The organism is Bacillus cereus group sp. BfR-BA-01311 (assembly GCF_022664295.1).
In the GTDB taxonomy this organism is placed as follows: Bacteria; Bacillota; Bacilli; order Bacillales; family Bacillaceae_G; genus Bacillus_A; species Bacillus_A cereus.
In genome coordinates this window covers 292,761-307,154 of sequence record NZ_JAKUHC010000003.1, presented here as the reverse complement: position 1 = coordinate 307,154, position 14,394 = coordinate 292,761, and the positions used below count along the sequence as shown (strand labels likewise).

The following is a 14,394-nucleotide window of genomic DNA, read 5'->3' as shown; positions in this document are numbered from 1 at the left end:
AGTTTAGGTGATAATTAAACTTATGAAAAATAGGTTCTAAAATTAAATAACAAGAACTTAAATTGTGTTTTAAGGAGTTAAAAAGCTATGAAAAAGAAAGTAGCAGTAATAGTTCCATCTTTAAATGGTGGCGGGGCTGAAAAAGTTATGGTGAATATTATTAGAAACCTAGATAGAAGTAAATTTGACATTTGTTTAATTTTGATAAAAAAAGAGGGGCCATATTTAAAGTTAGTGCCTAGTGATGTTAGATTAATAGACTTAAACTCTGATAGGGTCAGATATTCATTGACCAAATTAGTAAAGGCATTAAATAATTTTGGTCCCGATGTCATTTTATCAACCTTGGGCCATCTTAATTTAGCCTTGTTAGCGATTCGTCCTTTATTAAAGGGGAAACCTAAAATTATCGTTAGAGAAGCAAATACTCCTTCGAAAAGTATAACAACAAAAAAGAGATTATTTTCTTATCTTTATAAGTGTTTATACCCTAAGGCAGATCTTATAGTAGCTCAGTGTAAGGATATGAAGCAAGATATAATTAGATTATTTAATATAGATGAAAAAAAAATTAGACATATATATAATCCGTTAGATATAAAAAAAATAAAAGAAAATATGGACAAGGATAATCCATATGATAAAAATGCAGTCAATATTCTTTCGGTAGGGAGACTTACTTCACAAAAAGGATTTGATACACTTATAAGTGCTTTTAAGATTGTTACAGAAAGAGTTCCTATGGCACAATTGACTATATTAGGAGAAGGAGAATTGAAAGATCAATTACAGGCTCAGGCAGAACAACTAAATATTTCAGAGAAGCTGAGTTTTGTTGACTTTGTAGATAATCCCTATCCTTATTATTTTTTCGCAGAGACATACGTGTTATCATCTAGGTGGGAAGGTTTTCCAAACACTTTGTTAGAGGCAATAGCCTGCGGAACAAAGGCAGTTGCAACAAATTGTAAAAGTGGCCCAAGAGAGATTTTAGAAGAAAATAAGTACGGTATTTTAGTTGAAGAAGAAAATCATATTCTTTTAGCTGAAGGAATAATTGACTCTATTTTAGGCGAGAATAGATCTAAAAATAGGGCAGAAGATTTCAGTATCAATAAGATAATCCATGAGTATGAGGAGATTTTATTGTCATAAATATTTGTTTTTTTAAAATCAGTATTCTTAAAAATTTAGTATAGATAGAGGGAGTTCATGTGTTTAAAAAAATTATAAAGGTTTTAAAAAATCCAAAGCTCGCTGTAATATACATGTTAGGTTTCAAAATGTTTAGAGCTATTCCCGATGCAAATTATCTACAATTAAAATATAAATTGATAATGGGAAGGAAGCTCAATTTAAAAAATCCTAAAACTTTTAATGAGAAACTTCAATGGTTAAAGTTAAATGATAGAAGACCCGAATATACAATGCTAGTGGATAAATATGAAGTAAGACAATATATAAGGGAAACAATTGGTGAGGAATACCTTATACCACTTTTAGGTGTATATAATAATTTTGATGAAATAGATTTTGATGTTCTACCTAATAAATTTGTTTTAAAACCAAATCATACTTCAGGTGATGTTTTTATATGCAGAGATAAATCAAAGATTAATTATAGGGAATTAAAGAGTGAAGTAGATAAATGGTTGCAGAGAGAATATTATTGGTTACATAGAGAATGGCCTTATAAAAATGTAAAACCTAAAATTGTCTGTGAGAAGTATATGGTAGATGAATCGGGGGTAGACCTTAAAGACTATAAATTTATGAGTTTTAATGGGGAAGTTAGATGTTCATTTGTTGGTTTAAATAGACAATCGGAAACAGGATTAAATATTGATTTCTATGATTTGGAATGGGAATTAATGCCTTTTGAGAGACATTATCCCAATAGTGGTATTAAGTTAGAGAAACCACAAAATTATAAAAAAATGATTGAGTTTGCGGAATTATTGTCACGAGAACTACCTTTTGTAAGAGTGGATTTTTATGAAATAAATGGAAAAGTATATTTTGGTGAGTTAACTTTTTATCCTGGTTCGGGATTTGAAGAGTTTACGCCAGAATCATATGATGAATTGTTGGGAAGCTGGATTGATTTAAAAAAATAATGTGATTTAAGACTTATAGATAATTATTATTAAAAGAATTTAAAAGGAGAAATTAGAAGTGGATGATAAGCAATTTCATAGGAAGATTGCAAGTGCAGCTAAATGGTCATCAATTACAGAAATAATTGCTAAAATTATGGTGCCATTAATGAATATGATATTGGCGAGAATTTTAGCACCAGAAGCTTTTGGTGTTATTGCAACCATAACTATGATTATTAGCTTTGCAGAAATGTTTACTGATGCGGGATTTCAAAAGTATTTAGTTCAGCATGAGTTTAAAAGCGAAAAAAATAAGCATGATAATGCTAATGTTGCTTTCTGGACAAATTTTATAATTTCTCTTTTTTTATGGGGAATAATAGCTTTATGCAATGAAAAGATTGCTAGTATGATAGGAAATCCAGGGTTAGGAATAGTAATTACTATTGCATGTGTTCAATTACCATTAACATCTTTTTCAAGTATTCAAATGGCTCTTTTTAGAAGAGAGTTTGATTTTAAAACTCTCTTTATTGTACGCGTTATCTCAATAATAATTCCTTTTGTAGTCACAGTTCCTTTAGCGTTTGGTGGATTAAGCTACTGGTCATTGATTATTGGGACAATCTGCGTACAATTATTCAATGCCATAATTCTGACAATTAAATCAAAATGGAAACCTAAACTAAGTTATGATATACAAATATTAAAAGAGATGCTGCCGTTTAGTGCTTGGTCTTTGGTAGAAGCAATATCTATTTGGCTAACGATATGGATCGATGCTTTTATTATTGGTTACTATTTAAATGAATATTATTTGGGGATATATAAAACATCTACTATAATGGTTAATTCATTAATGGCGCTTATTACAGCTGCTACTGTACCAGTATTATTTTCTGCATTGGCAAGATTGCAAAATGATAATGAAAAGTTTCAAGAGATGTTTTTGAGATTCCAAAAAATAGTTTCCGTATTGGTATTCCCTTTAGGAATCGGGGTTTTTTTATATAGTGAATTGGCAACAAAGATAATGTTGGGAGATAAGTGGAAAGAAGCAAGTGATGTTATTGGAATCTGGGCATTAACTAGTGCTATTGTGATAGTGCTTAGCCATTTTTGTAGTGAAGTATATCGTGCAAAAGGCAAACCGAAATTATCTTTTTTAGCACAAATATTACACTTAGTTATTTTAGTTCCGGTTTGTATAATTAGTTCGAGCTATGGATTTTGGGTACTTGTTTATGCACGGGCATGGATAAGATTAGAAGGAATTGTGGTTCATCTTATACTGATGCGGATAGCTTTAGGATTCTCAGTCTTAAGTATGTTGAAAAATGTAATGCCCACTGCAATATCAGCTATGGTAATGGGGTACTTTGGGTACTTATTACAGAAATTAAATAGTGGGATAGTATGGAGTTTTATTTCAATAGTTTTATGTATAGTATTTTATTTTGGATTTTTGTGTTTATTCCCTAGTATGAGAAAAGAAATAATAATGATGATGAATAAGTTAAACATTATAAAACAAAAATGATTTTGGAAAATAATAATGCAAGAGCATAATATATTATGTTTAGAAGATGACTTATATATTAAATTATTGTATGTAAAATTGCTAAGAAGAAAGGTAAATAATTATGTATAAAATAGCAGTAGCAGGAACGGGCTATGTTGGGTTGGTAGCAGGTGTATGTTTTGCGGAAGTTGGTCATCAAGTAACTTGCGTGGATATTGATGAAAAAAAAGTAGAGTTAATGAAATCTGGTGTTTCACCAATTTATGAAGCGGATTTAGAGGATTTAATGCAGAAAAATTATAGTGCTGGGAGAATTAATTATACAACAGATTATAAGTCGGCTTATAAAGAGGCAGATGCTATCTTTATTGGAGTTGGAACACCAGAACAAGCTGATGGTTCTGCAAATCTTTCATATATTGCAACTGTAGCAAAACAAATTGCTGAAAGTGTGGAAAAAGATTGTCTTGTTGTTGTAAAATCAACTGTTCCAATTGGAACAAATGATAAGGTGGAGCAGTTTATTCAAGACTTTTTAGTTAACGATGTCAAGGTAGAAGTGGCATCAAATCCAGAATTTTTGGCTCAAGGATCTGCTGTTCATGACACTTTATATGCAGAAAGAATTGTTATCGGAACAGAAAGTAAATGGGCAGAAGAAGTATTAATGAATCTTTATAAACCATTTCATTTACCTATTGTTTCAGTAAATAGAAGATCAGCTGAAATGATTAAATATGCATCTAATGATTTCCTTGCTCTTAAAATTTCTTATATGAATGATATTGCAAACCTTTGTGAATTGGTCGGAGCAGATATTCAAGATGTTGCAAAAGGTATGAGTTTTGATGAGCGTATTGGAAGTAAATTTTTAAATGCAGGTATTGGATTTGGTGGATCATGCTTCCCTAAAGATACGAAAGCATTAGAATATTTAGCGAGACAAAATGGTTATGAGTTAAGAACAGTAAAGGCTGCAATTGATGTGAATAAAGATCAAAAGACTTTATTATACAAAAAAGCAAGTCAAAGGTTAATTACTTTTAATGGTCTTAAAGTAGCGGTGTTAGGTTTAACATTTAAACCTGGTACAGATGATTTAAGAGAAGCTGCATCTCTTGAAAATATTCCTCTATTGTTAGAGCAAGGTGCTGATATTTATGCATTTGATCCAGTCGGTGCAAATAATTTTGCGAAAGTGTATCCGGAGGGAAAAAATGGAAATGGGAATATCACATACGTTACAGATATTGAACAAGCTTTAGAAGGAGCAAATGTTTGTTTTATCTTCACAGAGTGGGGAGAAGTGAAGGGACTAACTCCAGAGATGTATAAAAAGTTCATGAGAACACCACTAATTTATGATGGAAGAAATATTTATGATGTTCGAGCAATGCAGGGAGTGGGCGTAGAATACCATTCTGTAGGCAGAAAATCAACAAATAGAGACCGTATTAAGGAGTTGAATGACGTTGAAATACAAACCTCTAGATAATAGTAAAACATATCTTATTACTGGAGCAGCTGGTTTTATAGGATACTCTCTATCTGAAAAATTACTAGAGCAAGGTTGCAAAGTAATAGGTATTGATAACGTAAATGATTATTATGATGTGAATCTTAAATATGCTCGTCTAGAGAAACTTAAGCCATATGAGAACTTCACCTTTATTAAAGGCGATATTTCTGAGAAGGATATGATTACGAGGCTTTTTGAAGAGTACAAGCCCAATATTGTAGTGAATTTAGCTGCACAAGCGGGTGTAAGATATTCGATTGAAAATCCAGATGTATATATTCAGAGTAATATTATCGGCTTTTATAATATACTTGAAGCTTGTAGACATTATCCAGTAGATCACCTTGTATATGCATCATCTAGTTCTGTTTATGGTGCTAATAAAAAAGTTCCGTTTGAGGAAACAGATTTTGTAGACAATCCAGTATCACTTTATGCATCTACTAAGAAATCAAATGAACTAATGGCACATACGTATAGTCATTTGTACAAAATCCCTGCAACTGGACTTCGTTTCTTTACAGTATATGGTCCTATGGGACGCCCAGATATGGCTTACTTCGGATTTACTGATAAGTATTTTGCTGGAGATTCAATTAAAATATTTAATAATGGTGATTTTGAAAATGACCTGTATCGAGACTTTACTTATATAGATGATATTGTTGAGGGAATTCAACGTTTGTTAAGCAATCCTCCTATAGAGGAAGTAAAGCACAAAGTATTTAACATTGGAAATAATAATCCTGAGAAATTAATGGTATTTATTGAAACGCTAGAAAAGGCACTAAGCAATTCTTTAGGAAGAAAAGTGGTGTTTAAAAAGGAATTTGAACCTATTAAACCAGGAGATGTACCAGCCACTTACGCATCAACTGATTTATTACAGAAAGCTGTTGATTTCAAACCTGAGACATCTATTGAAAAGGGACTACAAGAGTTCGCTAATTGGTATGTGGAATATTATAAAGTAAAATAATTAAAAGCCTGCTATACTTGAGAGATAGTATACTAGTTATAGAATATCATTCCTAGTATAATAGATTAGTATTTGTATTATCTGAAAAATAATTCAGCATAATGGAAAGAAGAGGTCTATAGCAATGAAAAAGCAAGTCTTATTATGGATATTGGGAATTGTAGGAGTATTAATCATAGGTGGGGGAGTCTACGCTTATAATGTATATTCTTCTGTTTCTAAAACACTAGATGAGGTTCATAAACCATTAAAACGTGATGAAAACAATAAACAAGAAGAAAAGATTAGTAAATCAGATCCAGTTTCTATCTTATTGCTTGGAGCTGATGAACAAGGTGATGATAAAGGGCGCTCAGATTCTTTAATGGTTATTACATTAAACCCTAAAAATAATTCAATGAAAACAGTAAGTATCCCTCGTGATACGTATACAGAAATTGTTGGAAAAGGGAAAAGTGATAAAATTAATCATGCGTATGCATTTGGTGGCGTAGATATGTCTGTAGCAACAGTGGAAAAATTCTTGAATATTCCGATAAATCATTACATTGAAGTAAACATGAATGGATTCAAGGATATCGTTGATGCAGTCGGCGGAGTTGATGTAAATAACGATTTAGATTTTTCTTGGGATGGAATTCATTTTAAAAAGGGTAATATTCATTTGACAGGGAAAGAAGCTTTAGTTTATACACGTATGCGTAAAGCAGATCCACGCGGTGACTTCGGTCGTCAAATGCGCCAACGTCAAGTGATGCAAGCTGTTATTAAGAAAGGCGCAACCTTCTCTTCTTTAACAAGTTATGGTAATGTTTTAACAGCAATTCAAAAGAACGTGAAAACAAACTTAACGCAAGATCAAATGTTTGATATGCAAAAGAATTACAAAGATTGTCTGCAGAATAGTGAAGATATCCAAATCTCAGGTGATGGTCACATAGCAGCTGATGGTATTTGGTACTACTATGTTCCAGAGGCAGCAAAACAAGATATAACGAATAAGTTAAGAGCACATCTTGAATTAACTAAGTAATATGTAATAACCCAGCTCCTTTGGAAGGAGTTGGGTTTATTTTTGCATGAATTTATATTAGTATTATATATTGTGAGATTAATAGATGAGGTGAATCGATGAATAAGAAAGCAGTACTTGTCCTTGTTATTTTTGTATTGTTTGCTGCTTCGATTGTGAGCGGTAAATTGTACTGGAATAAGAAGATTGCGAATGCAACAGGACAAACGAGTGAAGTAACGAAAATAAAGGCTGAAGTGAAAGATAGCGGAGCAAAGAAAGAAGAGAAAAAAGAAGAGAAAAAGGAAGAGAAGAAACAAGATACGAAGTTATCTTTTAATGAAGCATATGCGAAGAATTTGCCAGATGCAGTGAAAGAGAAGTTAAAGAAAGCTGCTGAGGATAAAAAGGCAGTAAATCTTGTTATTGTTGGTGATGAAGCTTCTTCATCTGAAAAAGGTGCTTGGGCAGCTAAGTTAACGTCTAATTTAGAAACTGCTTACGGTAAAGGTTTATGGAATGTGACTGTAAAGGAATATAAGGGTGAAAGCACAGAAGAGTTAATTGCGAATAAACGTGATAAAGAGATTGCGAAAGAGAATCCAGATGTAATTTTATTTGAGCCACCATTTATTACTGATAACGGTAAAACTGGTAATGGGAACTCTGTCGCAAATACACAGAAGTTCGTTCAAGCACTTTCTACTAGTGCAAAGGGTGCTACGATTATGATTCAACCATCAAATCCAGTGTATGGTGCGAAGAATTATCCGAAAGCGATTGAAGCGTTAAAACAATTTGCGGCGCAAAATAATTATACATATATTGATCATTGGGGAGCATGGCCTGATGCAACAACAAAGGCAATTTTACCATACTTACAAGAAGAGTTTGGTTTCCCGAGTGCGAAAGGATATGACGTTTGGGCGAAATATGTAACTGATTATTTCGTTGCTAAGTAAAAAGGAAGTTTCAAGGGGTAATCATTTCTGTTGTGATTGCCTCTTTTTTGTTAATAAGTTATAACAATGGAGGTATACTCATGACCATACTTGTAACAGGTGGAGCAGGATATATTGGTAGTCATACATGTATAGAATTACTAAATAGCGGTTACGAAATTATAGTAGTGGATAATCTTTCGAATAGCTCGGTAGAATCTATAAATCGAGTGAAAGAAATAACAGGAAAACAATTTAAGTTTTATAAAGAAGATATTTTAAATCGCGAAGCGCTTGACGCAATTTTTGAAGAAAATGCAATTGAAGCAGTTATTCACTTTGCAGGATTTAAAGCTGTAGGGGAGTCAGTAGCGATTCCATTAACATATTATCATAACAACATTACAAGCACGTTAGTGCTATGTGAAGTAATGCAGAAACATAATGTAAAGAAGATAATCTTTAGTTCATCTGCAACTGTATATGGTATCCCGGAAACGTCACCGATTACGGAGGAGTTTCCATTAAGTGCAACAAATCCATATGGTCAAACGAAATTAATGATTGAGCAAATTATGCGTGATGTGGCATTTGCAGATACAGAATGGAGTATTGCGTTACTTCGCTATTTCAATCCATTTGGTGCACACGAAAGTGGGCGTATCGGAGAAGATCCAAATGGAATCCCAAATAACTTAATGCCATATGTAACGCAAGTAGCAGTAGGTAAGTTAAAAGAATTAAGTGTATTCGGAAATGACTATCCAACGAAAGATGGAACGGGAGTCCGTGATTACATCCATGTTGTAGACTTAGCAAATGGTCACGTAAAGGCGCTTGAGAAAGTACTGAGTACAACAGGATTAGATGCTTATAACCTGGGCACAGGCATGGGCTATAGTGTACTAGAGATGGTTGAAGCGTTTGAAAAAGTTTCAGGCAAGAAAGTTCCTTATAAAATTACAGAGCGTCGCCCAGGTGATGTGGCAGTATGTTTTGCTGATGCATCGAAAGCAAAGCGTGAATTAGGCTGGGAGGCAACACACGGATTAGAAGAAATGTGTGCAGATTCTTGGAGATGGCAATCAAACAATAAAAGTGGCTATATGGATAGTGAAGTATAAAGAGTTTTGAGCTAAATGATTATGGTTTAATCTACTAGAGTTAATGATTCTTAATTTACAAGACTAGATGTATAGAAAGTAGGGGCAAAATGAATTCAATCTTAATCTGCGGCGGAGCTGGCTACATCGGTTCTCACGCTGTGAAAAAATTAGTAGACGAAGGTTTATCTGTAGTAGTAGTAGATAACTTACAAACTGGTCATGAAGATGCAATTATGGAAGGCGCGAAGTTTTATAATGGCGACCTTCGTGATAAATCCTTTTTAAGGGATGTTTTTAAACAAGAAAATATTGAGGCGGTTATGCACTTTGCAGCTGATTCTTTAGTTGGAGTTAGTATGGAGAAGCCCCTTCAATATTATAATAATAATGTGTATGGTGCCCTTTGCTTGTTAGAAGTGATGGATGAGTTTAAGGTAGATAAGTTTATTTTCTCTTCTACTGCAGCAACATATGGTGAGGTAGATGTGGATCTTATTACTGAGGAAACGATGACAAATCCAACGAATACGTACGGAGAGACGAAGTTAGCAATCGAGAAGATGCTTCATTGGTATAGCCAAGCTTCAAATTTACGTTATAAGATTTTTAGATACTTTAATGTGGCTGGTGCAACTCCAAGTGGTATTATTGGAGAAGATCATCGCCCAGAGACACATTTAATTCCTCTTGTGCTGCAAGTGGCTTTAGGTCAACGTGAGAAGATTATGATGTTTGGTGATGATTATAATACGCCAGACGGTACTTGTATCCGTGATTATATTCATGTTGAAGATTTAGTAGCGGCTCATTTCTTAGGGCTTAAAGACTTGCAGAACGGCGGAGAGAGTGATTTCTATAACTTAGGAAATGGTAATGGTTTCAGTGTAAAAGAAATCGTTGATGCAGTTCGCGAAGTTACAAATCATGAAATTCCTGCTGAGGTAGCACCGCGCCGTGCGGGCGATCCAGCACGTTTAGTTGCTTCTTCTAAGAAAGCGAAAGAGAAGCTAGGATGGGATCCTAAGTATGTAAATGTTAAGACAATCATTGAACATGCTTGGAATTGGCATCAAAAGCAACCGAATGGATATGCTAAATAAATATAATAAGTGAAAGAGAGGGTATCGTCGACAAAATATGTTCGACAATACCCTCTCTTTTTTTATAGGATTTTTGCTATACTAAACTGTACTATAATACATGATGGAAGGAGGAGAATGATGAAAATACTTGTGGTGGATGATGAATCGAGTATTCGTAATTTGATTCGGATGCAGTTGGAGATGGAAGGTTATGAAGTATTGGCAGCGGCTGATGGGAGAGAAGCTTTAGAGCGATGGAATGAAGGGCCGGATGTATTGATTTTGGATGTTATGCTTCCGGATACGGATGGGTATGAGTTGCTTCGTTTGTTTCGTGAGAGGGATAGGGATATTCCGGTGCTTATGTTAACGGCAAAGAGTCAGATGAATGATAAGTTGCTTGGCTTGCAGCTTGGTGCTGATGATTATGTGACGAAGCCGTTTAATTATGCGGAGCTTATTCTTCGGGTTAAGAATATGGCGCGGCGTGTAAAGAAGACGGAGACCGCTGTAAGTCATGAAGTAATTGAGGCTGGAGAGATAGTGATTTGTCCTAAGGAAAGAAAGGTACATGTGAGTGGGCAAGAGATTCAGTTAACGTACCGAGAGTTTAATTTATGTCAGTTGTTTGTTTCAAATCCGCAGCGTGTGTTTATGAGGGATGAGTTACTTGAGAAAGTATGGGGATTTGAGTATATCGGAAATACGAGAGCCGTTGATATTATGGTGCAGAGACTTCGAAAGAAGCTTGGGACGAGCGGAGAATATATTAAGACAATTTATGGCGTTGGCTATAAACTGGATTGTTAAGTGGTGATGGTATGTCTTTAAAGCGAAATATGGTGTTTGGAATAGTTGGGCTGTTAATTCCGATTTTTGTTCTTTTATATGCAGTTGTTTATATTACGTTAGAAAAGAATATGTATCATAACGCAGCAGATTCTTTAGAAAAGTTAAGTGTAGAAGCACAAATTTATACGATGAATTATTTAGAGAAGGAAGCAGAAGTGGATACGCTTGGTCCGAATTCACTTTTAATTGCGTCGTATTTAGCGAAGCGTATGGATGTCCGTGTGCAGATGATCGGGAAGAATGGCGATGTTGTTGCAGATACACAAAAAGGAGCATTGCTTCACCGTAACATCGACATTGAGAGTTCCTTGAAGGGGAAGAAGTCTTATGTTTTCGAGGAGGCGGATCCCGCTCCCATTCTTTTGTTTTCAAGCCCGGTTTATTATGGAAACGATGTCATTGGAAGTATTCGTTTTATAAATGAGTTAACGGGTGAGAAGGAAGTTTTAACAAATGTGAGCTGGACGTTCTTAATGACGTCTCTTTGCCTAGTAGCTACCGGTATTTTCTTTGCGATTCGTTTAGCGAAGTCTCTTCATAAACCAATTGATCAGTTGAGACAAATGGCACAGAGGCTCGCGAATGGTGATTATAAGAGTAAGATTGAGTTAAATGAGTACGTGGAAATCGCTCAGCTTTCAGCATCTTTTAACGCGATGGCCGATGGAATTGAACTGCATATTAGGCAATTGCAGGAGGAGAAGGAGAAGCAGAAAGATTTCCTAGACCGCATTACGCATGAGTTAAAAACCCCGCTAACGGCAATTATCGGTTATGTTGATTTAATTCCGAAGTTACAATCGAAAGAAGATGTACAGGAAAGTCTTCGTTATGTGGCTGTGGAAAGTGAGCGTTTATTATCACTTGTAGAGGAATTGCTTAAGTCCTCGAAATATGGAACGAGTACGTTTGAAGTGTCTCCTACAGTTGTGAACATAAAGGAATTGGCAGAGGAAGCAGTTTCAATTGTGAAGCCTCGTCTAAATCAGTTTGAAATTGAAGTGATAAATGAGTTAACAGATGTACATGTTGTTGCGGATTTTGATAAGACGAAGCAAATTTTCTTAAATGTGCTTGATAATGCAATTAAGTATAGTGATGCTTCTCACATTCGTATGAATGTAATTGTAAATGAGCATGAGGCGAAGGTTTTTGTTCATGATGATGGGATCGGTATAGATGAAATGGTGCTTGCAGAGTGGAATGAATCTCCGAAAGGAAAGGCACTTCCTTCTAGTTACGGGAATGGTTATGGTTTGTATATTTGTCAGGAGATTATGAATAAGCAGGGCGGAAGCATGCGGATTGAGAGTAGTGAAGAAATAGGTACTACAATATTCATTACATTTTTGCTTCCGAGAAGGATGGAAGACATAAAAAACTTGAAAGCGGTTAAATGATACATTTATGAAACAATTATGCGGTATTTTCGAAACAACGTTTTTTTATCTTGGAGGTAGGCAGAAATGAAAAGGCTATCATTTCAAATTCTTATGTTTGTCATTTGTATGGTTGTTTCTCTTGTTTTGTTTTATGTTTTGGAGAAGCAAATCTATAATCGAATCAACATTGTAAATGATAAACAAGCCGTTTTACAAAGGGTGAATGAATCTCTTCCAATTGAAGTGAAAGTAAGACATGAAAAGTGGGGAGAAATTGTTGTAACGGATGAAGTTCGTTTGCATACGATTGTTTCATTCTTTGACCGAATTCGAATAGAGCCTGAGGACGTTAAGAGCCAAGAACAAGTATTTACTGGAGAAGTAACGTACTTGAATGGACATAAGCGTACTTTTGCAGTAGGTGACTTGTTCCAGTATGGGGAAAATGTATACGGAAAGAATGGCATGGATCCGATGATTTCAGCACTTCAAACGTATTTATTAAGCCTGTATTACACGCCAGAGCGTATTAGTGATTTCTTTGCTTCAGCAAAGGATGTCGTAGTACGTCAAGGTGATGTGGTACGTACTATCAATCTTACGCACATACTGGATTCTATTCGGTACGCAAAGCAAATTACAGATTACGGAGAAATTCAGAAGTTATTACAATCGCAGAATGAACCGATTGCTTATATTACAGCTTATAAAACAGGTAAGCGTGTAAAGAATGATCGTGAAGATATTCTTACGATTTCTGTGTATCCATCGTACTTTGTTGTGCAATATCTCGGTGATAATAACGGAAATGTCATGTATATGAAAAGCTCTCTAGCAGAGTTATTCGTAAAGGAGAATGCGTCATGAGAAAGATAGCCTTTTTCTTCTTTTTGCTAGTAATTGGAGGAGCGATGTCTAGTTGCTCTCGAGATACAACCTCTATTAAATATAGTAAAAATGGTCTCCCTATTTTGGATGATCGTCATATTGTTGCGTATGTGGCGGCTCGTGAGGAAGTTGGTGAAGCGTTACTTTCATCATTTTGTAAGCCGCGCGGATGTACGTATGAATTTATTCGTCTTTCAACAGAAGAACTTCTTCGTAGAGTGGAAGAAGAAGCCGGAAATCCGAAGGCGGATATTATTATTGGCGGTACAGTAGATGCGCATCAAATGATGAAGCAAAAAAACCTTTCTATTCCTGTGATAAGCCAACATGCAAATCGTATTTCAAAAACTGTTAAAGATAAAGATGGTTATTGGTACGGTTATGAAGTGGAGAAGCTGGCAATTGCGATTAATAAAGAGCGGTGGAACGAGGAAATAGCGCCGCTCGGTCTCTCGTATCCGTTAAGATGGAAAGATTTATTGAATCCAGTATATAAAGGAAAGATTGTCATGCCCGATCCAAATGTTTCAGGTACAGCATATACGTTTTTTCAATCACTTATTGATACGTTAGGTGAAGAGGAAGCGAAGGAATATGTGAAGAATCTGGCGGAACAAGTTGGAGAAGTAACAGTGAATGGTTACATCCCAGCAGAACTTGTTGCGAGTGGTGAATATATGATAGGCATCAACTTTATGGGAGATCAGAGAATGCTTCAAAAACAAGGTTTTCCGATTTTAAGTAACGAACCTGAGCAAACAGGGTTATCCGTTAATGCGATTTCCAAACTAAAACGTGCACCGAGTGGTATTATTGCGGATTTATTTATTGATTATTGTTTATCAGAAGAAGCGGGTCATATTTTAGAAAAAGTGTCGTTTGGCGTACCAACGATGTTTGCGAAGAATGAGAAAGAAATAGAAGGACAGCCGGTTAGAAGGACGAACCAAAATATATCAAATAGCGGAATAATCGAGATATGGAATAGACAGCGTCTCTCTCTGAAGTGAGA

13 protein-coding genes are annotated in these 14,394 nt (G+C 35.0%); all 13 read left to right on the top strand.

Annotated elements, in window-relative coordinates:
* Positions 1-87: 87 nt before the first annotated feature.
* The 13 genes from MR136_RS09465 to MR136_RS09405 all read left to right on the top strand — a co-directional run bounded on the left by MR136_RS09465 (position 88) and on the right by MR136_RS09405 (position 14,392).
* Positions 88-1,155, top strand: coding sequence for a glycosyltransferase (locus MR136_RS09465; RefSeq protein WP_061457904.1), 1,068 nt, complete (start codon positions 88-90; stop codon positions 1,153-1,155).
* A gap of 59 nt (positions 1,156-1,214) precedes the next feature.
* Entirely contained in the window at positions 1,215-2,117 is a 903-nt protein-coding gene (locus MR136_RS09460; protein ID WP_235598848.1) for an ATP-grasp fold amidoligase family protein, read from the top strand.
* Positions 2,118-2,175: 58 nt separating this feature from the next.
* A complete protein-coding gene (locus MR136_RS09455) occupies positions 2,176-3,639 on the top strand; it encodes a lipopolysaccharide biosynthesis protein (protein ID WP_061457903.1) in 1,464 nt (487 codons plus the stop codon).
* A 103-nt stretch (positions 3,640-3,742) separates the two neighbouring features.
* Entirely contained in the window at positions 3,743-5,116 is a 1,374-nt protein-coding gene (locus MR136_RS09450; RefSeq protein ID WP_061457902.1) for a UDP-glucose dehydrogenase family protein, read from the top strand.
* On the top strand, positions 5,094-6,119 hold the full coding sequence (locus MR136_RS09445; RefSeq protein ID WP_061457901.1) for a GDP-mannose 4,6-dehydratase: 1,026 nt from the start codon (positions 5,094-5,096) through the stop codon (positions 6,117-6,119). The genes MR136_RS09450 and MR136_RS09445 overlap by 23 nt, the downstream gene beginning before the upstream one ends.
* Before the next feature lie 124 nt (positions 6,120-6,243).
* Positions 6,244-7,152 (top strand): polyisoprenyl-teichoic acid--peptidoglycan teichoic acid transferase TagU, encoded by a 909-nt coding sequence (gene tagU, locus MR136_RS09440; protein ID WP_242259349.1) that lies wholly within the window; start codon positions 6,244-6,246, stop codon positions 7,150-7,152.
* A gap of 98 nt (positions 7,153-7,250) precedes the next feature.
* On the top strand, positions 7,251-8,093 hold the full coding sequence (locus tag MR136_RS09435; protein ID WP_242259348.1) for an SGNH/GDSL hydrolase family protein: 843 nt from the start codon (positions 7,251-7,253) through the stop codon (positions 8,091-8,093).
* 80 nt (positions 8,094-8,173) lie between these two features.
* Positions 8,174-9,196, top strand: a complete 1,023-nt coding sequence (gene galE / locus MR136_RS09430) for a UDP-glucose 4-epimerase GalE (protein WP_242259347.1) — start codon at positions 8,174-8,176, stop codon at positions 9,194-9,196.
* Between the two features lie 89 nt (positions 9,197-9,285).
* Positions 9,286-10,278, top strand: coding sequence for a UDP-glucose 4-epimerase GalE (gene galE / locus MR136_RS09425; protein ID WP_061457897.1), 993 nt, complete (start codon positions 9,286-9,288; stop codon positions 10,276-10,278).
* A 120-nt stretch (positions 10,279-10,398) separates the two neighbouring features.
* A complete protein-coding gene (locus MR136_RS09420; protein WP_000699556.1) occupies positions 10,399-11,070 on the top strand; it encodes a response regulator transcription factor in 672 nt (223 codons plus the stop codon).
* 11 nt (positions 11,071-11,081) lie between these two features.
* Positions 11,082-12,512: a HAMP domain-containing sensor histidine kinase gene (locus MR136_RS09415; protein ID WP_242259346.1), complete on the top strand. Its 1,431-nt coding sequence runs from the start codon at positions 11,082-11,084 to the stop codon at positions 12,510-12,512.
* A gap of 66 nt (positions 12,513-12,578) precedes the next feature.
* The gene (locus tag MR136_RS09410) at positions 12,579-13,361 is read left to right on the top strand and encodes a DUF3919 family protein (protein WP_017674578.1); all 783 of its coding nucleotides are present in this window, start codon (positions 12,579-12,581) and stop codon (positions 13,359-13,361) included.
* Complete coding sequence (locus tag MR136_RS09405) at positions 13,358-14,392, top strand: ABC transporter substrate-binding protein (protein WP_001225641.1); 1,035 nt, start codon at positions 13,358-13,360, stop codon at positions 14,390-14,392. The genes MR136_RS09410 and MR136_RS09405 overlap by 4 nt, the downstream gene beginning before the upstream one ends.
* The last annotated feature ends 2 nt before the right edge of the window (positions 14,393-14,394 follow it).

What these genes read in the sequence shown, in the direction of transcription:
- MR136_RS09450 (WP_061457902.1), top strand. Translation starts at nt 3,743, where the DNA reads ATGTATAAAATAGCAGTAGCAGGAACGGGCTATGTTGGGTTGGTAGCA.
- MR136_RS09435 (WP_242259348.1), top strand. Translation starts at nt 7,251, where the DNA reads ATGAATAAGAAAGCAGTACTTGTCCTTGTTATTTTTGTATTGTTTGCT.
- tagU (WP_242259349.1), top strand. Translation starts at nt 6,244, where the DNA reads ATGAAAAAGCAAGTCTTATTATGGATATTGGGAATTGTAGGAGTATTA.
- MR136_RS09410 (WP_017674578.1), top strand. Translation starts at nt 12,579, where the DNA reads ATGAAAAGGCTATCATTTCAAATTCTTATGTTTGTCATTTGTATGGTT.
- MR136_RS09465 (WP_061457904.1), top strand. Translation starts at nt 88, where the DNA reads ATGAAAAAGAAAGTAGCAGTAATAGTTCCATCTTTAAATGGTGGCGGG.
- MR136_RS09420 (WP_000699556.1), top strand. Translation starts at nt 10,399, where the DNA reads ATGAAAATACTTGTGGTGGATGATGAATCGAGTATTCGTAATTTGATT.
- MR136_RS09415 (WP_242259346.1), top strand. Translation starts at nt 11,082, where the DNA reads ATGTCTTTAAAGCGAAATATGGTGTTTGGAATAGTTGGGCTGTTAATT.
- galE (WP_061457897.1), top strand. Translation starts at nt 9,286, where the DNA reads ATGAATTCAATCTTAATCTGCGGCGGAGCTGGCTACATCGGTTCTCAC.
- MR136_RS09405 (WP_001225641.1), top strand. Translation starts at nt 13,358, where the DNA reads ATGAGAAAGATAGCCTTTTTCTTCTTTTTGCTAGTAATTGGAGGAGCG.
- galE (WP_242259347.1), top strand. Translation starts at nt 8,174, where the DNA reads ATGACCATACTTGTAACAGGTGGAGCAGGATATATTGGTAGTCATACA.